General features: G+C 61.7%; 14 protein-coding genes. 10 read left to right on the top strand and 4 right to left on the bottom strand.

Going from position 1 to position 19,337, the window contains the following annotated elements; all coding sequences use genetic code 11:
* Positions 1-7: 7 nt before the first annotated feature.
* From QMG46_RS16175 to QMG46_RS16165, 3 genes are all read right to left on the bottom strand, one after another.
* A complete protein-coding gene (locus QMG46_RS16175) occupies positions 8-1,876 on the bottom strand; it encodes a sensor histidine kinase (protein ID WP_281848874.1) in 1,869 nt (622 codons plus the stop codon).
* A 100-nt stretch (positions 1,877-1,976) separates the two neighbouring features.
* Positions 1,977-2,672, bottom strand: a complete 696-nt coding sequence (locus QMG46_RS16170) for a response regulator (RefSeq protein WP_281848873.1) — start codon at positions 2,670-2,672, stop codon at positions 1,977-1,979.
* A gap of 186 nt (positions 2,673-2,858) precedes the next feature.
* A complete protein-coding gene (locus QMG46_RS16165) occupies positions 2,859-3,419 on the bottom strand; it encodes a lipocalin-like domain-containing protein (protein ID WP_281848872.1) in 561 nt (186 codons plus the stop codon).
* A 135-nt stretch (positions 3,420-3,554) separates the two neighbouring features.
* Here QMG46_RS16165 and QMG46_RS16160 point away from each other — a divergent pair, with 135 nt between their 5' ends.
* A complete protein-coding gene (locus tag QMG46_RS16160) occupies positions 3,555-4,484 on the top strand; it encodes a LysR family transcriptional regulator (protein WP_281848871.1) in 930 nt (309 codons plus the stop codon).
* 254 nt (positions 4,485-4,738) lie between these two features.
* Entirely contained in the window at positions 4,739-6,097 is a 1,359-nt protein-coding gene (locus tag QMG46_RS16155) for a hypothetical protein (protein ID WP_281848870.1), read from the top strand.
* Positions 6,098-6,205: 108 nt separating this feature from the next.
* Here QMG46_RS16155 and QMG46_RS16150 read toward each other — a convergent pair whose 3' ends face one another.
* Complete coding sequence (locus QMG46_RS16150; protein WP_281848869.1) at positions 6,206-9,724, bottom strand: hybrid sensor histidine kinase/response regulator; 3,519 nt, start codon at positions 9,722-9,724, stop codon at positions 6,206-6,208.
* Positions 9,725-10,133: 409 nt separating this feature from the next.
* Here QMG46_RS16150 and QMG46_RS16145 point away from each other — a divergent pair, with 409 nt between their 5' ends.
* The 8 genes from QMG46_RS16145 to QMG46_RS16110 are packed head-to-tail and all read left to right on the top strand — an operon-like array spanning position 10,134 to position 18,993.
* Positions 10,134-11,714 carry an AAA family ATPase gene (locus QMG46_RS16145; protein WP_281848868.1) on the top strand — a complete coding sequence of 527 codons (1,581 nt, stop codon included), beginning with the start codon at positions 10,134-10,136 and terminating at the stop codon, positions 11,712-11,714.
* A gap of 1 nt (position 11,715) precedes the next feature.
* Positions 11,716-12,702: a hypothetical protein gene (locus QMG46_RS16140; protein WP_281848867.1), complete on the top strand. Its 987-nt coding sequence runs from the start codon at positions 11,716-11,718 to the stop codon at positions 12,700-12,702.
* A complete protein-coding gene (locus tag QMG46_RS16135) occupies positions 12,663-14,501 on the top strand; it encodes a hypothetical protein (RefSeq protein WP_281848866.1) in 1,839 nt (612 codons plus the stop codon). Before QMG46_RS16140 ends, QMG46_RS16135 begins: the two co-directional genes overlap by 40 nt.
* A complete protein-coding gene (locus QMG46_RS16130; RefSeq protein ID WP_281848865.1) occupies positions 14,498-15,454 on the top strand; it encodes a radical SAM protein in 957 nt (318 codons plus the stop codon). The genes QMG46_RS16135 and QMG46_RS16130 overlap by 4 nt, the downstream gene beginning before the upstream one ends.
* Positions 15,451-16,038, top strand: coding sequence for a hypothetical protein (locus QMG46_RS16125; RefSeq protein ID WP_281848864.1), 588 nt, complete (start codon positions 15,451-15,453; stop codon positions 16,036-16,038). Before QMG46_RS16130 ends, QMG46_RS16125 begins: the two co-directional genes overlap by 4 nt.
* A complete protein-coding gene (locus tag QMG46_RS16120) occupies positions 16,035-17,384 on the top strand; it encodes an AMP-binding protein (protein WP_281848863.1) in 1,350 nt (449 codons plus the stop codon). Before QMG46_RS16125 ends, QMG46_RS16120 begins: the two co-directional genes overlap by 4 nt.
* Positions 17,381-17,950 (top strand): nicotinamide riboside transporter PnuC, encoded by a 570-nt coding sequence (gene pnuC / locus QMG46_RS16115; RefSeq protein ID WP_281848862.1) that lies wholly within the window; start codon positions 17,381-17,383, stop codon positions 17,948-17,950. The genes QMG46_RS16120 and pnuC overlap by 4 nt, the downstream gene beginning before the upstream one ends.
* Complete coding sequence (locus QMG46_RS16110; RefSeq protein ID WP_281848861.1) at positions 17,947-18,993, top strand: AAA family ATPase; 1,047 nt, start codon at positions 17,947-17,949, stop codon at positions 18,991-18,993. The genes pnuC and QMG46_RS16110 overlap by 4 nt, the downstream gene beginning before the upstream one ends.
* The last annotated feature ends 344 nt before the right edge of the window (positions 18,994-19,337 follow it).

Below are 19,337 nucleotides of genomic sequence, written 5' to 3'. Positions count from 1 at the left end.
AGCGACGCTAACTTCTGCGTTCCAGCGGCAGCCACAGCGTAAATCGCGTGCCCGTTTCTCCCGAAAGCCACGTAACCCGCCCGTCGATCGACTGTGCACGACGCTGCTGATTCTGCAGGCCACGTCCGTTACTTCGCCGAAGGGCGGTCGCAACATCGAAGCCCTGACCGTTGTCTTCAATGGCGATCTGTACGCCGGCCCCCTCGACGGCGGTGGTCATCCTGATGATGGTGGCGCGCGTGTGGCGCAATGTGTTGGCCACGCTTTCCTGGACGATACGAAGGATGTTCAGCGCGCTTGACGGGTCCAGCCAGGCCAGTGGGGGCAGTTCCTTGATGTCCCAGATCAATGCAACATTGGCGCCCTCCATGCGGGGTTCCAATCGGAAACGCAGGGTGGCCAGCAATAGTAGGAGATCGGCTTCGACCGGTTCCATCGAGTCGATCGCCAGCTTCAGGTCATCCATGCAGTCCTTGAGTATTTGCGATACCTCGGTATCGCTCATGCGGCCTTGCTCCACCGAGCGAATGGCGCTGATCAGACTGGAGCCGAGCCCATCGTGCATGTCCTGCATCAGACGCTGGCGTTCGTCGCTCAGCAGCTGGCGCTGTTCGATCTCGCGCAGCCGCTGATGGCTTTGTTCCAGTTCGATCTCACGCAGGCGTAGTCGTTCGGCGAGGCTGGCGTTGATTCGTTCCACTTCTTCGATAGCACTCACATAACGTCGATACATCAGCAAGCCAAAGAAGACGAAGGTGACGCCATTGGTGTACGCACCCAGGAACCAGCCTTCCGGACCGACGACGTTGTTGTGCAACATCCAGTCGGACATGCCGAGCAGGACGCAGACGGCGATCGCCACGACTACCAGGCGTCCCTCCCGCGAGGCACGCCAGGTACTGACGCCGCCCACGATGCCCACCACCATGGCCATCAACAATTCGATTGCGTAGATCGCCGCCAGGACCGGTGCCGTACCGGACAAGGCCCAGGGGAGCGGCAGGGTGGCGACGCCAATCAGCACGGTCGCCGCCACCATGGCTCGACTGAGCCAGCGCAGCGGGTGACGGTGCAGATGCCGCAAAAAGAAATGTACTGCCGTGAGTCCCCAGCATATGGAATTGAGCACGAGCCAGCCGAACCAGTCCTGGGCAATCGGCAAATCCACGTAATAGTGCAGGTGTGCGACAAAGGCGATAGCGGACAGGTTGAAGAACAGCAGATAGCCCGTTTCATGGCGACGTCTGAACCACACGAACAGGGCAAAGACGCCCACCGCCAAAAATGCCGCGTTCAACATGGCCGGCAATCCACGCTGCAACCACTGCCGGATCTCATAACGGCCGCGCAAGGCATCGGCAGGGCCCAGCCACAACGAGGACACGGCGACCGCGTATTGCGGTGTGTGTTCAAGCCTGATCAGAATTTCCCGCATCGGCACGTCGCCCATGCCTGGCTCCGACCCTACCCACAACGGGGTGAACAAGCTGCTCCATTGCTGGCCGCGTTGCTGCCCCCGATACATCAGCTTGCCGTTGATATAGATGTCGATGGGGCCGTCGGTCTTGAGGCGCGCGCCATACAACGACAGCGACTTTGTTGTAGACGGCTGTCCGTCCACGGGCACTCTGACCCAGGTGATGCGGGCCGCGCCGGCCTTGGCACCCTCGGCTTGCGAGACCGGGTGCATGGCAAGGGGTAGCGCCGTGTCATGCCACGCATCCGGCAAGCCGCGGCTGTCCAATGAGACAGGCGCTGTACTGAAGCCGGGCGTTTCCACTTCCTGCCAACTGGCGTGCGTCAGGTGCAGACTCTCGCCAGATCGCTGGATGCCGCTAACCGCCAGGGAGAGGAGTGCGCCTACCGCAGCCAGCATGGCTATCGAGAAAATAAGTGCGGCGGCGGGAAAGTATTTTAAAAGGCGATGAGGCTTCCTTTCGATGGCAGCTTCACCCGATGTCGATGTTCGAGCCGAACTAGCCGTCCAGAATCCCCTGGTTTCTGGCCTCATAGATTGCTTCCGCCTTGGATGTCACGTTCAACTTGCTGTAAATGCGCCTCACAAAGCTTCGCACAGTAAAGGGCGACAAGGACATCAGCTTGGCGATTTCATTGGCCGTAAAGCCTTTGGTGATCAGCTCCAACACTTCTTTCTCGCGTGCCGACAGCAGCAACTGTGTTTCCTCCGGCGCGGTCGTTCGAGCTGCATCCCCGGTCTTGATCTGCCGGAATCGGGCGAGCACCTGCCGCGCAATGATGGGGCTGATCGGGCTGCCGCCGCTGGCCACGCTGCGAATTTCGTCGACGATCCTGGCGGGGGTGCTGTCCTTCAGCAGATAACCCGATGCACCCGCCTCGATCGAGCGGATGACGTGGACCTCATCGCCGAAGTTGGTACTGACCATGACGCTGCAGCTGGGCCACAGCCGCACGGCGGCCTTGATGACGTCGATACCGGAGCCATCGGGCAAACCCAGATCCACCAGCAGCACATCAGTGGGCTCGCCCTGCAACAGGCTCAACCCTTCAGCGCGGGTACCAGCGGTGCCGGCAAGCCGAATATCCTGCGCACTCGCTATCGCCTCAGCCAGCGCACGGCTGAAGCCCAGGTCATCTTCCACGATGGCAACGTGGATCAAGGGCGGTGGCTGGCCGATGGTCGGTGAATCCATGAGGAGTCCGTGATCCCTAAAGAGCATCATTGTGCAACTCAATAGGCGAGAGCGCGTGTAGCGTTTTTGTGCTACAGACAGCGTTCCATGCTGTCCCCATGATCAATGCGGAAAATAGCGAAAGACCGAGCGCACGCCGATGCGGGTGGTTACCGCATCGACATGCATTCGTCGGGAGGGACATCGCTATGAGCGAACGCGCCGCCATACGACCTCGCCGTGTGCTCCTTCAGCTGCTCCGCTGGACGGCTTGGCCACGGTATAGGTCAATTCATCGTCGGTAATGGTGTAATTCGTGTCGCCGCCCTTACCGTCCCAGTTTGGGAACGATGCGTGCAGGATCTGGCTGTGCATGACGGTACCGTTGGCACTGACGTGGCCGAAGTGGGCATTGCTGTCCATCGATGCGGCACGGTACTCGTCCGGGGTCCCTTTGGATTTGTCGTTTACGGCGAAGGGCATACGCTTTGCCCGCACGATCTGCATCATGTAGTCGCCCTGTGCATCGATAAGCCACATACCCTCCGGGTTAGGGCCATAGAGCTCCACGCGATGCCCGTCCGGATAGACGTTGTCGCAGCGGACCAGGGTCCAGGCTCCGATCAGTTCCTTCGGCACCATCATGTGGTCGCCGGCAGCATCCCTGTGTTTCATCGCCCCAGCCTGGGCCGGGGTGGCGGCCAGGACGGGCGAAGCAGCCAGTGGGGCAAGCAGGGAGGCAAGCAACAAGAGTTTGGCGCGTGACATGTCGAAACCTCGGGTGGGTTGGGGTGAGGGCATCGTCACCTGCGCGTCTTATATTGATAATAGGCCTGTATATTTATTGACCTTCAAATCTTATTTGAAGATTATGCCTTCTGGCCCTTCCGCAGCCGTGACTTCATGAACCGCCTTAGCGACATGCAACTCCTTGTCGATGCGGCCGATCTGAGCAGCCTGTCGGCTGCCGGTCGACGGGCAGGGCTCTCGCCTGCTGCAGCCAGCGCCTGTCTGCAACGAATCGAGGCCATGCTCGGCGCGCGGCTCTTCGAACGTACGACCCGGCAATTGCGCCTGACCGATGAAGGGCGCAGCTATATCGCGTCCTGTCGGATCGCCATCGAGACCATGAAAGAAGCCGAGCGTGTGGTTCGCAGCGGCACCGATGCTGTAAGCGGCACGCTGCGCATATCGGCGCCTTCGGATCTGGGACGCAACCTGCTGGTCTACATCCTGGATCGTTTCATGGACCTGCACCCGGATGTGCGCATTGTTCTGACACTGTCGGATTCGCTCTCGCGTTTCGTGCCGGATGATATCGACGTGGCTATCCGCGTCGGCCCATTGGAGAACAGCGACCTGGTGGCGCGTCATCTTGCCGATAGCTGGCGCGTGGTCTGCGCTTCGCCCACGTGCATCGAGACCCATGGCATACCGAAGCATCCCGAGGACCTCGCTGAACTGCCGTCACTGGTACTCACCACGAACGCCGGGCCTCGAAATGAGTGGCGTCTCGGGGAAGACGTCGTGCGGGTCCGGCGATATCACGAGAGCACCGACAGCGAAGTCATACGTACCTGGGCTGTGCTCGGTCGCGGCTTTGCTTATCGTCAGCTTTGGGCGGTGATGTCGGATGTACGCGAAGGCCGGTTGATGCTCGTCAACGCGCCCGCATGGTCAGCACCCACACCCATCCATGCGATGTACCACCCGAACGTGTTTCAGCCACCGCGTGTACGCCGGTTTGTCGATTTTCTGCACGCCGAGCTAGCGAGGCGGCTTCCGTCTGTAGCAGAGCAATCCATGGTGTTTCCATTTAAATCGCTGGAATGAGTTTATGGAAATTCATTCGAGATAGAAGCAATCACGCATGCTGCCAAAATCGTATATGTAAGCCGTAGTTAGATGCCTGTTATACCTGTGGACGTGATGATATCTAGGCCATTTGGTAGATACTGTGGAGTCTGCTTGTAGCGTAGGATTTTTTTTGGGGAATCAGATTATCAGTGTGGCAACCGCAGGTGGTTCTACCGCCAGTGAATGTGTTTGCTCATTAAATCATGTCCGCCTAACTCAAGGAGCTGTTCATGGAGCAGGTATACGCGAGCTCAGGTAAAACATTGACTTTAACGCTAGTCGTGGCTATGGCGGTGGCTTTTTCAAATGTCGCCACTGCCGCCGACACCAATGCTTCGGCTTCGCCGGCCGTGCCCTCCTATAGCGATATTTGTTCCAGTGACAAGCTCAAGGACGTCGATGGTGAATCTGATCCGGACAGGGCCAAGAAACAATCGCTCCGAACGTCCTGCTTGAGCTATGAGTCGCAAGTTGTGGCCAATCTTAGTCGCGATGCGAAAACATCCGAGCTCTCAACGGTCGTAGCCGCATTCCAAGCTATTCCGCATCTGGAGGGGACCATCACCACGCCGGCCGCATCCGACCATGTCGGGCAAGCTTTAGCCCAGGAACTGTTGACCAGAGCCTCTATCAATATAGGAAAAAACATTTCGTCTGAGGTGAAAAATGTAGATATCACCCAGCTCTATGTCGTCTCCGATGCGGACATTGCCAGCCAGCTCCAGATCGCGGCCACAACAAAGTGGCTTCAGGCGGCCTCCAACTCTATTGAAGTAACCGGAGTCGCTTTAATCGACGCCGTGGCACAAGCCAAGAAGGGAGGAGTAGGAGGCGGGGTTGTTCATGCGAACAGTGTCGCGGCTGTGTTGGCTTTGCCCGCTGCGGTCAGCGCCGTGCAAGCGTTGGCTGCGGCCTTCAAATCAGATAATGCACTTACTTCCCTGCAGATCACCGCGAAAACCACTTCAATCATCGCCGGGCTGGCGTCAGTGCATGATGTTGCCACCAAGCTTCACTATCCGACTTATAAAGACGCACTTTCAAAAAATGATTTTTCCGACTCATTTGCAAATTTGAGCAATGATATCGCAGCGTCCTCTATAGTAATTGATGCGGCAAATGAAGAAATCAAGGCAGAGGGTGGGTCGGATAAGGCGAATAAGTCGCTCGTCGATCTCTTGAAGGCATACCAGGAACGCGTTATCTCGGGACAGTCAATCGTTGACCAATATAACAAGGTGCCAGAGGGAGGCTCTTTATCTCCTTATCAGCAGGCCATTGTTCAAATTGCCAAAGTTCCGGCCGCGAATGGCGCTGCAATGCTCCTGGTAGACGCGGCAAGCTTTGGTGCAAATGGTGATGTCAGCACATCCAAATGGCGGAGTGACCACCTTCGTTACTCCGCGGATGCTATCTTCACCTTCACTCTACTTCGTAGCTCAGGCGAGGTCATACAAGGTGGAGCTGTCAAGGCTAGCGCAACGATCGACTGCACTCCGGACAAGATATGCACCTCCGATGACAATAACTTCAATGTCCAGGATGTCTCGCTCTCAGCAGCGAAGCCTCCATCAGCAGTGCCTAAGTAGCTGGAAGTATTTAATGAGGTGCCAGCACGAGCAGGAAGCTCTCCAAGTTTGTGGAGCGATTTAGTCGCGACCCACGGTTGCGTCAGGGCTTGTCGTGACTGAAGTCGCTTACGCAGGATCAGGAGGGTTGAGAGTGGCTGCCAGCGCCTGAGCCAGTTGTTCGCCATGCAACGGTTTGCGCAGGAAGCCACCCATGCCGGCGGCATAGGCGCGACTTTCCTCGTCACCCCCGACACGCGCCGTAATGGCGATCATCGGCATCGTGGTGTAGCCTTCACGCGAGCGCACCAACCGTGCCCATTGCAGGCCGTCCAGGCCGGGCAGATCCAGATCGACCAGCGCCGCGTCGAAGCGCTGGTGCTCCAGCATCTCCAATGCGCGCAACGCGTTGGGCGCGTGTCCGACCGTGTGTCCTTGCACCTCCAGCAGACCAACGATGACGGCGGCGACAGTAGGCTCGTCCTCCAGCAGTAGCAGGTGCCAGCGCGGGCCTTCCTTGCTGCTGATCGAGTGTGGGTGTTCAATGAAGGCGGGCACGGCAGGCAAGGGCAGCAGTACATGGAATGTGCTGCTCGAACCGGGTGTCGATTCCAACGTGATGGCACCGCCCATCAACGTCACCAGCTCACGGCAAATCGCCAGACCCAACCCGCTGCCCGAGCCGCGCTGCGGACTGTCCAATTGCTGGTAGCGCTGAAATAGTTTGGCCTGGTCGGCCGGCGTGATCCCCGGGCCGGTATCGCTGACAGTGAAACGCAGCCCATCGGCTTCGTTCGCCAGCGCCAGTCGAACTTCGCCATGCTCGGTGAACTTGACGGCGTTGCCAGCAAGATTGAGCAGGACCTGCCGGATACGCACGGCATCGCCCAGCACATAGGCCGGCACGTCGGTGGCGATATCCACGCGCACATCCAGCCCCTTGGCCATGGCCTTGGCCCGCTGCAACTCGGCCACGTCCTGGATCAAGGCGCGTGGATCGAAAGGAGCAGGTGCCAGATGCAAGTGGCCGGCCTCGATGCGCGCCAGATCGAGCGCATCGTTGACCAGCGTGAGAAGAACTTCGCCGGAGTTGCGGATCGCCTGCACATAGCGCTGCTCGACGTCGGCAAGCGGCCGGCTTTGCAGAAGTTCGGCCATGCCCAGCACGCCGGTCATCGGCGTGCGGATCTCGTGGCCGAGCTGGGCCAGGAACTCGGTCTTTGCCTGGCTTGCGGCATTGGCCAGATGATGTTCCTGCGTGATCAATTCCAGGCGATGACGCTGCGATTGGCGACGGCGCATGGCATGGAGCAGGGCCATGAAGAGCAACGCCAGAAGCAAGGTATAAACAAGCCAGGCCCACCAGCGCAGCCACGGCGGATTATCCACGTGCACGCGCAGCGGTGTCGCCAGCTCGCCCCATGCACCATCGGGCCCGGCGGCTTGCACGTGCAAGGTGAAATCGCCACTGGGCAACTGGGTAAAGGTGCGATCGCCACGGCGGCCGGTATCGACCCAGTTGTTGTCGACACTATCCAGGCGAAAGCGATAGGTATTTCGCTCCGGCGCCATGAAGGACAGCGCGCGCGCCACGATGGCGAAGTCGCGATCATTCCAGGCCAACGTCACAGCGCTATTGCCGGGGACGAACTCGCGCATGCCATCGGGGCCGCGCACACGTAGCGCGCTCAGTCGCACTTCCGGCCGCCGTTGATCCGGTTGAATGGCTTCCGGCTGAAAACCGACGATACCGTTCTTGGAAGGCGCGTAAAGTGTCCCATCCGGCAGGCGGGCGATCGCATTGCTGCCAAAGTAGGTGTCTACGAGACCGTTTTGCAGACCGAAGCCGTGCAGGCTGCGATCGGCCGGGTCGTATAGCCAAAGTCCGCTGCGGGTGAACAGCCACGCGCGGCCGGCGCCGTCCACGCGCAGGCTCATCACGCTGTTGATCGTGCGCTGATCGTCGAGGGGATAGCGCGCCAGACGTGTCGCATGGCCTTTCTGCCAGCGATAGACCGACAGGCTATCGGCATCGGCTATCCATAATTCGTCATCACGCAGGTCCAGCGCGCGCACGAAACGCCGCTCCACTCCTTCCACGTAGCTCACCGGTTGGCCTGGCTCCCAGCGCAGCATGCCTTTGTCCGTAGCGACCCACAAAGCACGGTCATGCCAGCGCATATCGTTACTGGAAGCCTCGGCCAGTTCGGCGTTGGCGAAGGTCAATGGTTCGCAATGCGTGCTATCGGCGGTCACGGCACATAAACCGCTGGGTACCAGGCCCATGTAGGCCGTACCGTTCTCGTCCAGTTCTACGTTGTACGCCGGCGCGGTGACGGCAATAGGCTCGAGATGGCCCTGGCTGTAGCGGAAACTGCCATTTGCCGCATTGATCCATAACCGCCCGTGCGCATCCGCTGCCATGCCATAGACGCTGTTGTGGTGTGCACCGGGCAACCGTACCGCGGCGGGCTCCACGATCTGCGTGGCCGGATCGAGCCTGTCGATCACACCGTCCTGGCTGCCGATCCATAACGCGCCGTCCGTTGCCGCGGCGACCGCGGTAAAGGTGCCGGGACTGAGGCTGGCCGGATCGTCTGGCCGATGAATACCGCGCGTGAAGTTATTCCAGTCCGGCGCGAGATAGGCCAGGCCGTTCTCGGTGCCCAGCCATAGGCCGCCTTCACGATCATGCAGCAGGCGCAGCACGATCTGGCCAGGCAACGCATAGGGCAGGAGTTGATCGGCGCCGAAGTGGAAAAGGCGCCCGTCGCGATCACGCAGCACCTGGCCGTTGGTGGTGCCCAGCCACAAGCGGCCCATGCCATCGAGTGCGATCGAGGTAATCGGCGCGGGCGTTACGCCTTCCAGCGGCACGCGGCGAGCGACGCCATCGGCGGCCAGACGGAAGAGGCCGCGCACGGTGCCGACCAGCAGGGCATTGCCATCTTCAGCCAGGGCGAACACCAGCGGCGAGGCCACCGGTTGGCGATCGAGTTCTTCGAAACGTACGTGACTGAAGCCGCCATCGCTTTCGCGCCGATCCAGGCCAGCGCCGGTGCCGACCCATAGATGGCCATTCGGCGCAGCCAGCAGCACGTGTACGTCGTCGTTGCTCAGACTGCGCGCGTTAGCCGGGTCATGGCGGATATGTTCGAAGCGCTCCGCGCCCAGCATATGTTCCAGGCCGCCGTCGCTTAAGCCAATCCACAGGGTGCCGTCGTGATCTTGCGCGAGCGCATCAATCTGGTTCCCGCCGAGGCTGCCCGGCGCCTTGTCGTCATGGCGCCAATGCATGAAGCGGTCGCGGGCGGCGTCATAATGCACCAGGCCATCGTCGCCGCCGCCCCATAATTGCCCCTGCGAGTCGACCAGCAGGGCACGTACGCGGTCCGACGGAGCAGCGTAGGGATCGCCGGCCCGGTGCGGCCAGGTCTTGAACTCCACGCCGTCATAGCGTGCAAGCGCGGAGCCGGTCGCCACCCAGATGTAACCGTCGCGATCCTGCAGCAGCGCGCTGATGGTCGGATCGGGCAACCCCTCCGCGGTACCGAAGCGGCGAAACTGTGGCGTGGGCGCCCGGGGTGCCTCGGTCGGCGGCGTGGGGTTGCCAAGCAGCGAGGCGGCAAAAAGAAGCGCCGTCAGCATCGATACTCCGATGTCTGCCTGGCAATGCTGCCGGTCATGAAACTGGGGGTGATGTCCGCACGGGGCATCTGGGGCATGTTATGGACTAAAGCCACGATCATCAAAGCAGTATGGGCCTCTCTAGCATATCGAGTATGCGTGCCAAAGCCGAGATTTGGGCCGCCAATAATGTCCGCTTGCTCGAAACTTCCTGCGACTTGTGCGTCGCGGTTGATCGATGCTTCAACTCACTTCAGTTTTCATCGTCGCCCCGGCGAAGGCCGGGGCCCAGCGTCTTTAGCTCGTTGCAGCGCGAGGCACCGGATCCCGGCTTTGGCGCGACGACGGGCGGGAAAGGTTTTTTTAGGACCGTTACAAGCATCCCGGGGCCCTCTAGAATCATGGGAAGGATTATCGACCGGAGGATCGTGTGTCGCCTTTCAATCTGTTTCAGCGGGTATCGCGGGCGCCCACCAATCCCCGCGCCGAACAGGCGCCACGAACGTTCGATGTGGCCGAGCTGTACGAGGGACCGGTGCAGCTCTCCACCGATGCCGAGCAGCCCGCCGTCCGTCTCGATGAAAAGCTGCGCCAGGCCTATTTCTGGATCGTCAATAACGCGATCATCAGCCCCCACTACGACATCGAATACCACGACGGTCCCTCGGCGTCGTTTTCGGTGGGTGACACGCATCGCAAGCTGGTGTTGCCTTCCGCGCAGAGCTACTCCAGCTATGTGCTGTTGCCGCTGCTGACCTTCGCCACACGGCGAAAGTGCCTGATCGTGGGTGGGCCCGGCCGCGGCAAGACGGCCAGCGCCATCCTGATGGGCGTGCTGGCCGGCTATCCCGTGCGCGAGGTGCGGCGCGCCATGCAGCACGGCCATCCGCAGATGACCATCGCCGACCTGCTGGGCAACCCGCTGCCGGCAGATCTGGTCGCCGCGCAGGACATGGGGGATATCCGCATCGCCTGGCGCAAATGGCTGTCGATGCGGGTGAAGATCATCGACGAATACAACCGCATTCCCACGCGCACGCAGAGCGCGTTGCTCACCGTCATGGGCGACAACTATGCGGAGGTCCTCAACCACGTCTACGAGTGCCCGGAATCGGCGTGGTATCTCACCGCCAATGACGATCGCGGCGGCGGCACCTATCAGGTGATCGAGGCCTTGCGCGACCGCATTGATGTGGTCGTGCAGGCGCTCGCGTTCAACCCGCGCTTCCTCGACGACATGCTGTTGCGCATCGAGGAAAACATTCGTCCGGAAGAGGTGATGCCGCGCGACATCATCTTCACCGAGGCGGAAACCGACCGCATGGCGGAGGAGATCCGTGCGGTGGGTGTGCCGCACGACGTGCGCCGCCGCATCGAATTCTTCTGCAGCCAGTTCGAGCTGATGGAGGGCGCCGGCGCGCAGTTCGAGTACCTGACCAAGGATACGGTGCGCCTGGCCGGCATCGACTGGGCACAGGTCGTGGCCGCAGACAGCGGCCGCGACCGCATGAAGGACCTGGGCTGCCAGACCCTCAACGGCCTGTCGGTACGCAATTTGATGACGCTGCTGGTCTTTGCCAAGGCGTTGGCGTACTTCCGCGGCAATGCCGCCGTGTCGCTGGACGACGTTCGGCAGGTGCTGCCGTTCGTGCTCAACGACAAGTTGCAGCCGGATCTGGATGCGCCGTTCTTCGCCTTGCCGGAAAACGCGGCATACCGTACCGACAGGCTCAGCTGGCTGCGCTGGCTGTTTGACGCCTCCAGTGCGGAATACGATCGCCTCGACCTTGACCGCAACGATCCGGTGGGTGAGTTGTCCGAGCAGTTCGCCAACGGCCTGGACGGCTTGAGCGAACGCGAGACGCGCGCGCGGATCGTGCGCATCGAGCGGCTGATCGAGGAGCGCGTCAAGGGCCGCAAGCTGTATGGGCACCTCTACGACGACCTGCTCAAGCTCAAATACCTTCATCAGCGCTATACCAATTACCTGCATTGGCAGCAGGCGCGCTGAGATGGTGTCGCCCCTTCTGGCGAATGTGCTGGCCGCCCGGCGCCCGCTGTTCAATCAGCGCGTGGCCGAAGCCCGCCATCGCGCGCCCCAGCTCGACATGGCGGCATTCAGCGGTTTTGTTACCGACACGCTCGATCCCCTCTGCCGGGCGATTGGCAAGGTAGACGAACAGGCAACGGTCGCGGTCGTCGAGGTTGCCTTTGAGATTGGCTTGGGGCTGGTGGCACAAGGTCTGGCCGGACCGGCGGCGCGCTCGCCGTGGGTGGATCGCGCATGGCAGCAGTTGGCATCGCCCATGACGCCGTTGCTGGTGCAGTCTCCGGCTGATGCATTAGGCACCGTGACCAATGCCGTCGTACGTCTGTGCGGCGTGCCCGGCGTGCGAGTCGACGCATGGATCGCCGATATGGCTGCGCTGACACCGCGTTGCCAAAAACTGCAGGAACTACGCAGCGTCGGCGCACTCTGTGCCTGGCGCGCGGGCATGGCGCACCTGCGACAGGCCGCATTGGAGCAGGCCGCAGCGATCGATCCCGCGCTGGCAGCCGCTGCCATGGGTGCGCCGAACCAATCATGGTCCGATTTGGAGGCCCGCCTGCGCGCCGATCGCTGGTGGCGCCCTATCGATGGCATCGAGGCACAAGGGCAAACAGTCGGGGGCTTCACTGGCTTCGGTGGTCCGTTCGCCACGCCGCCGGTAGCGCGCGCCTGCACCGACGGCTTTCTCGTGCAGAGCGGAGAACGCCATTTTCTGGTGATCAGCGACGCGTTTGGCGCGGTGGTCCTGCCTGCGACAGCCGGAGAGTTTGCCGGTGCCGATGCGGGCACCATCAACGTTTCAGTCACGCCTACGGGCGTGAATGTGCAAGGGCGGGAGATCGCCGTTCGCCTGCCAGGCGATGCAGCGAAAGCTGCCATGGGTGTCGATAGCGCAGCGCTTTTCTCGCCATGGACACATACCCTGCGCGTGCTGCCGGTGCGCGCGTGAGCGAGCCTTTACCCGTCGACGATGTCCTGGCGCCATGGCGTGACGCGTGGCCGGCGGCGCTTGCCGCGTGGAGTCGCTTTACGCGGCTGCAGGATCCACGGCTGTGTCGTACGCAGGCCGAAGCTTCGAAGGAAGGGCTGTCCGGTAGCTTCGCCATGATTCGGCTGGTCGACCAGCGCGTGGTGATCGACCTTGAAGAAATTGCGCGGCTGGACCTGGCCGACTACGCGCTGGAAATCCTCGCGCATGAAATAGGCCACCATGTATTGGCTCCTGCCACGGCGACGGATCACGCCCGACTGGTGGCACGTATCCGCCGTGCGCTGCCAACGCTCGAAGCGCACGCGCCGATGGTCGCCAACCTCTACGCCGACCTGCTGATTAACGACAGGCTGCAACGCCAGTGCGGCCTGCGCATGGCCGATATCTATCGCCGCATTGCCGAGCATCGGAACAGTGCGGCCACCACGCCGATGTGGATGCTCTACATGGGCATTTACGAGCAACTGTGGCAACAAGGTTCGGGTACGCTTGGCGGCCCCGTCGATGACGACGCGATGAGGGGTGATGCGTGGCTGGGCGCGCGCGTGGTTCGTGCCTATGCCGGTGACTGGCTCGATGGCGCCACTCGCTTCGCGGCGCTGCTGCTGCCCTATCTGGTGCAATCGGTGAGTGACCCGCGTGTAGACGCGCTGATGGATACGCGCCACGCGGCGCAGGGCAGCCAACCGGTGGGGCTGGATCGCATCGACGACGATGAACTCACGCCCGTGCTGCATCCCGCCTTGGATCCGCGTATTACCGGTGAAAAGCCGCAGGAGTCCCCCGGCGAAGATCAGGCGTTGCCGGATACATCCACATCCAGGCATTCCAACACCGGTGCGCAGGCACGCGAACCATTCGAGTACGGTGAGATCCTGCGCGCGGCCGGGCTGAACCTCAGCGATCACGATATTGCCGTGCGCTATTACCGCGAGCGTGCACTACCGCACCTCATCCGCTTTCCCACCCGGCCCCAACCGCAAGCGATGGAGCCGCAGATGGAAGGCCTGGAGCCATGGGAGCTGGGCGACCCACTCGATGCGCTCGACTGGATGCAGACCGTGCTGCAGTCGCCGCGAGTCATTCCAGGGCTGACCACCGTACAACGCACTTATGGCCTGGCGCCTGGGCGCGAGCCCGCTAGCGAGCCCGTCGACCTGGACCTCTATGTCGACAGCTCCGGCTCGATGCCCAATCCACAGACACATACCTCGTACCTGGCCCTGGCGGGTGCCGTGATCGCACTGTCTGCGCTGCGCGTGGGCTCGCGTGTGCAGGTGACATTGTGGAGCGGTAAGCAGCAGGAGCTTCACACCGAAGGCTTCGTGCGATCGGAGGACGCGATCCTTCGCGTGCTTACCGGATTCTTCGGCGGAGCCACCGCGTTTCCCATCCATCGTCTGCGTGACACGTATGCGGCGCGCACGCCGCACGACCGTGCCGTGCACATCCTGCATCTGTCCGACGATGGCATCACGACGATGTTTGCCAACGACGAACGCGGCAACAGTGGCTGGAATGTCGCCGCGAACGCGCTACGCGTGGGGCGCGCCGGCGGCACCATGGCGTTGAATCTCTACCAGCCGCTGCCCGAGCGCCTTGCCGATGCGGGCAAGACTGCCTGGGTCATTGACCTGCTGCGCGCCCGCTCGGAAGGCTGGGCCATTCATGTCGTTCGCGACATGGAGCAACTGCTGGCCTTTGCGCGCGACTTCAGCCAACGTCATTACGGCTCGGCGCCCAAGGCGCGTGCATGATCGTGCTATGGCGCATTACCACGCTGTGCAATCTCGCTTGCGGCTTCTGTGCTTATGATCGTCGCGTGCCGATGGATCGAGTGCATGTGGATCCCGCCGAAGTGGAGCGCTTCGCCACGCTGCTGGGTGCATACCGACAGGCCAGCGGCGACGATGTTCTGCTGAGCTGGCTGGGCGGTGAGCCGATGCTTTGGCCGGGCGTGCTGGACCTGTCGCAACGGCTGCGCGAACAGCATGGCGTGCGCGTCAGCGTCACCACCAACGGCACCACATTGTGTCGGAGCGGCGTGGCGGCAGCCGTTGCCGCCGCATTCGACGAAGTGACGGTCAGCGTCGATGCGCCAGGCGGCATGCACGAGCGGCTGCGAGGGTGGCACGATGGCTGGGCGAAATTGGACGCGGGTGTGCGGCGGCTGCGTGAAGCAAGCGATACGTTGCGGTTACGTGCAAATGTCGTGCTGATGCGCGATACGTTGCCGACATTCGCCGAACTGTGCGACCGACTGGCGGAATGGCGTGTGGATGAGATCACCTTCAACCAGCTGGGCGGCCGCGACCGTCCAGAGTTCTATCCCTCCCAGGCGCTGCATCTTTCCGATGTGGCGCAGTTGCGCACCTTGATGCCATCCCTGGTAACCCGCATGGCAGCACGCGGTGTACGTCTGTGTGCGAACGATGCGTACCTGGCCAGATTCGCGGCAACCGCGTCTGGCCGCGCGATGGCGGTGGAAAATTGCGAGTCGCGCCGTCCGACGATCTTTATTGATGAGCACGGACAGATTGCCTCGTGCAGTTTCACGCTCGACGTCCACAACCTTCCCACACATGAGGTGCGCACCGTGCAGGATGTCGCGCAACTACGCTCGCGCCTGGCCGAGCGCCGCCGTGCGGTGCCCGCCGCTGTCTGCGGCGATTGCCCCTCCACCCAGGTATTTGCCAAGTTCGGAACATGAGCATGCGGACCGGTCCTTCACTCGAACCCTTGCTGCGTCGTCTCGTGGACGTCCCGCCCGATTTCCTCGATCCCCCACGTCGCGGCGGAGAAGGGCGCGTGCACGTTGCCGCTGTCGTCAACGACATGTTCGCGATGCATGGCCAGCCGGTGCCGCCGGCCTTGCTTGCTACGCTATCGGGCGATCTCCCAGGCGTGACCGCCAACCAGCTGACCCTGTCCGCGGTGCTGGCGTGGCTGCTGGCCGACGAAAGCTGGAGCGAGACGGCTGCCGAGCTGGTGGCCATGCCTTCGTTGTTTGCCGATGCGATACCAGCGCTGGCGGCCGAAGCCGATGCCTCGCGTTACGTGTTCGAACCCGAGCGCCGTGAGGAACTGGCGCGCACGGCGCTAGCGCGATTGGCGTTGTTGCCGGCTGGCGAAACCGCCAACCAGGCGTCCGATCGGCTGGCCAGCGTCAGTGGCGTGGAGCGTCGCCGCCTACTGGAGGCAAGCCGTGCCGCCGAGGAGCGGGCGCGTGCTATCCGCGAGGCGCTCGCACGCAAGGCTGCCGAGGAGTCGGCCGACAAGTGGTCGCGCGAGTGAACCGGGAGCCCACCGATGCCGAACGCTACCCCACCTTGACCGACGCGGGGCGCGCCATGCTTCGGCAGTTGACCGAGCATCCCAGCGCGCCGCTATTTCGTAACCGCAGCGGCAACCGTGTGCTCGCCGAAGAAGTGGCAGAACTGCGCGAGTATGAGCGCGAGATCGCGCAGGCGCCGTTCGAATGGTCACCGGACACGCTGCCGCCATGGCTTGCGGCCTTCGTGACGCGGGTATACGACGATGTGCCGTACTATCGCGGCAAGGGCGCGCCGCCGCCGTTTCACGATATCGCCACGGTGGATCGCGGCGACCTGGCCGAGGACATCGCGCGCTTCGTACCGGATTCGGTGACGCTCGATCGCATGATCAACTTCCGCACCACCGGTACCACGGGTCACCCGCTCGTGCTGCCATCGCATCCGCTCGTGGCGGGACGCTATCTGGCTTACCACAAGCGAGCGCTGCGGCGTGCCGGCATCGAGCTGCACCATGGTCGCGGCGAGGTCGGCGTGATGCTGCTGGGGATGCAGCGCAAGTGCTTTACCTACGTCTCGGTCACGCCCAGCATGGACGAATCGGGGTTGGCCAAGATCAATCTTCACCCGGACGACTGGCGCGATGCGGGCGATCGCGCACGCTATATCGACGCCATGCAGCCTGAACTTATCGCTGGCGATCCTATCTCGTTCACCGAATTGCTCAGGCTGACGGTGCAGCACCGGCCACGCGCGATGCTGTCGGTCTCGATGGCGCTTTCGCCTTCACTGCGCAGCCAGCTCGCCGATCGCTTCGGGTGCCCGGTGCTGGACGTCTATTCGATGAATGAAGCCGGCCCGCTGGGCGTATATGACACGACACTCGGCGGCCATTTGCTACTGCAGCCAGGCATGTATGTGGAGATACTTGACGCATCGGGGCAACCCGTCCCGCCCGGAGTCTCGGGCGAAATCACGCTGACTGGTGGCTTCAACTTCTGCCTGCCTTTGTTGCGCTATCGCACGGGCGACCATGGCGCATTGCTGTCTACCCGGGACGGCCCGGCGATCTCGCATCTGCAGGGACGCCAGCCGGTGCGCTATCGCACAGCGTCGGGGGCATGGATCAACAATATCGACCTGACCCATGCACTGGCGGCGCTGCCTCTTTCGCGTTATTCGGTACATCAGGCCGTCGATGGCCGCGTGACGTTGCGACTGGCCGATGCGGAGCGTGGCTACGCACAGGACGCGGCGGCTCGCGTCGCCATGGCGTTACATGGCGGCGAGGTAGCTGTTGCTCTGTTGGACGGCGAAGACAAGACATTGCAATACACCACCGATCTGCCGGAAGGATTGACCCGATGACGTTGCTGGAAGGTGCGGCCAATGCGCTGGCCACCTTGTCGATCCTGTTGGCCGGGCGTAACAGCGTACATACCTGGTGGACGGGCATGGTCGGCTGCACGTTGTTCGCCTTCTTGTTCTGGGGCGCACGCTTGTACGCCGATGTGGTGCTGCAAATCTTTTTCGTCGCTGCCAGCGCGGTGGGCTGGTGGCGGTGGATGAACAAGGGCGGGCAGGGCGATGGGGCGATCCGCCGCACATCGACGCCTGTGCTGCTCTGGCTGTCGGCAGCTGCGGTAGTGGCTACGTGCGGTTATGGCGCGCTGCTGCATCGCTTCACCGATGCCTATGCACCCTTCGCCGATTCGTCCGTGCTGGCGATCTCGGTACTGGCGCAGCTGTTGCTGATGCGTCGCCGTATCGAAAACTGGCCGGCGTGGTTATTGGTCAACACGATTGCCGTACCGCTCTACGCGTCGCGTGGCCTGACCGTCACGGCAGTGCTGTATGCGGCGTATTGGGTCAATGCGCTGGTGGCATGGCGTCACTGGCTACGGCTGTACCGCACGGCAGATGCCATCGCATGAAGACGTTCGGCCATGGCCTGATAGTAGGCAAGTTCTGCCCATTGCATCGCGGCCATCAGTATCTGCTTGAACGCGCACAGCATGAATGCGAGCGCCTGATCATCCTTAGTTACACCAAGCCCGAGCTGCCAGGCTGCGAGCCGGCACGGCGGGAGCGCTGGCTGGCTGATCTGTATCCCGAGGCAACACGTCTGGTGCTGGATGACATGCGCCTGGCTGCCGAGTGCCGCCAACGGAGCTTGCCCGTCACGGTCGTACCCGACAATTCGGCATCCGATGATACGCATCGACAGTTTGTGGCATGGCTGCTGAAACATCTGCTGGAGACGACGGTGGATGTCGTGTTCACCAGCGAAGCCTATGGCGAGGGATTCGCGGCAGTGCTATCGCGGGAACAGCAGGCTGACGGCGGGCCAGCAGTGCGCCACGTGATGGTGGATGCCGAGCGCCATGCTGTTCCGGTTTCAGGAACGGCCTTACGTGCCGACATCCACGGATTGCGCCGTCACCTCGCGCCCGGGGTCTACAAGGATTTCATCAGGCGCGTTGCGTTCCTGGGCGGGGAGTCCACGGGTAAGTCCGTGTTGGCCCAACAGCTGGCATCGCGACTGCAAACCGTTCATGCCGCCGAATACGGCCGCGAGCTTTGGGAGGCAAAGCAGGGCGTCCTGATAAAGAATGACATGATCCATATCGCCCAGACCCAAATGGCGCGAGAGGATTCGCTTGCGCCGACGGCTGTCCAATATCTGTTTTGCGACACGACGCCATTGACCACCGCGCTCTATTCACAGGCGCTTTTTGGAGAGGTTTCCGAGGAGCTGAATGTGCTTGCAAGACGCACGTACGATCGCGTGTTTCTATGCGCCCCCGATGTCCCATTCGTGCAGGACGGTACGCGCCGCGACGAAGCATTCAGGCGTTGGCAGCACGAATGGTATGTGCGAGAACTTCATGCAGGCGGAGTGGCATATCGGTTACTGACCGGGTCCTGGGAAACTCGGATGTCGACGGTTTTAAGTGAATTGGCAGTCGGTGCTTGATAACCGCCAAGGTGCCGTATTACGTCCATAATTGCGCATTAACGGCACTTATAAGTCCTCGCATTTTTCCAATTGAAAATGCCTGATTAATTGGCTAGATTCCGGTTCACCGCAAAAGGAGCTGGGGCAGTGGAATATATGTTCGCATTTACTCGACAGCCGTTGCCGAGCGTTCTTATGCACTCCGCAGCCGTACCGAGGCATTCCGTAATGCGGATTGGTTCCCATATTTGCAAAAGTGGCTTCATTTCATATCGGCATCGCCGATAAATAAAGCCTAGGTATCTCTACGCCCGGACCTGAGGGGACGGGTTTTCATTGCAGTAAATACGGGGCTCGATCCA

The sequence above is a fragment of the Dyella sp. GSA-30 genome (assembly GCF_027924605.1).
Lineage (GTDB): Bacteria > Pseudomonadota > Gammaproteobacteria > Xanthomonadales > Rhodanobacteraceae > GSA-30.
This window is presented reverse-complemented; position numbering and strand designations above follow the sequence as displayed.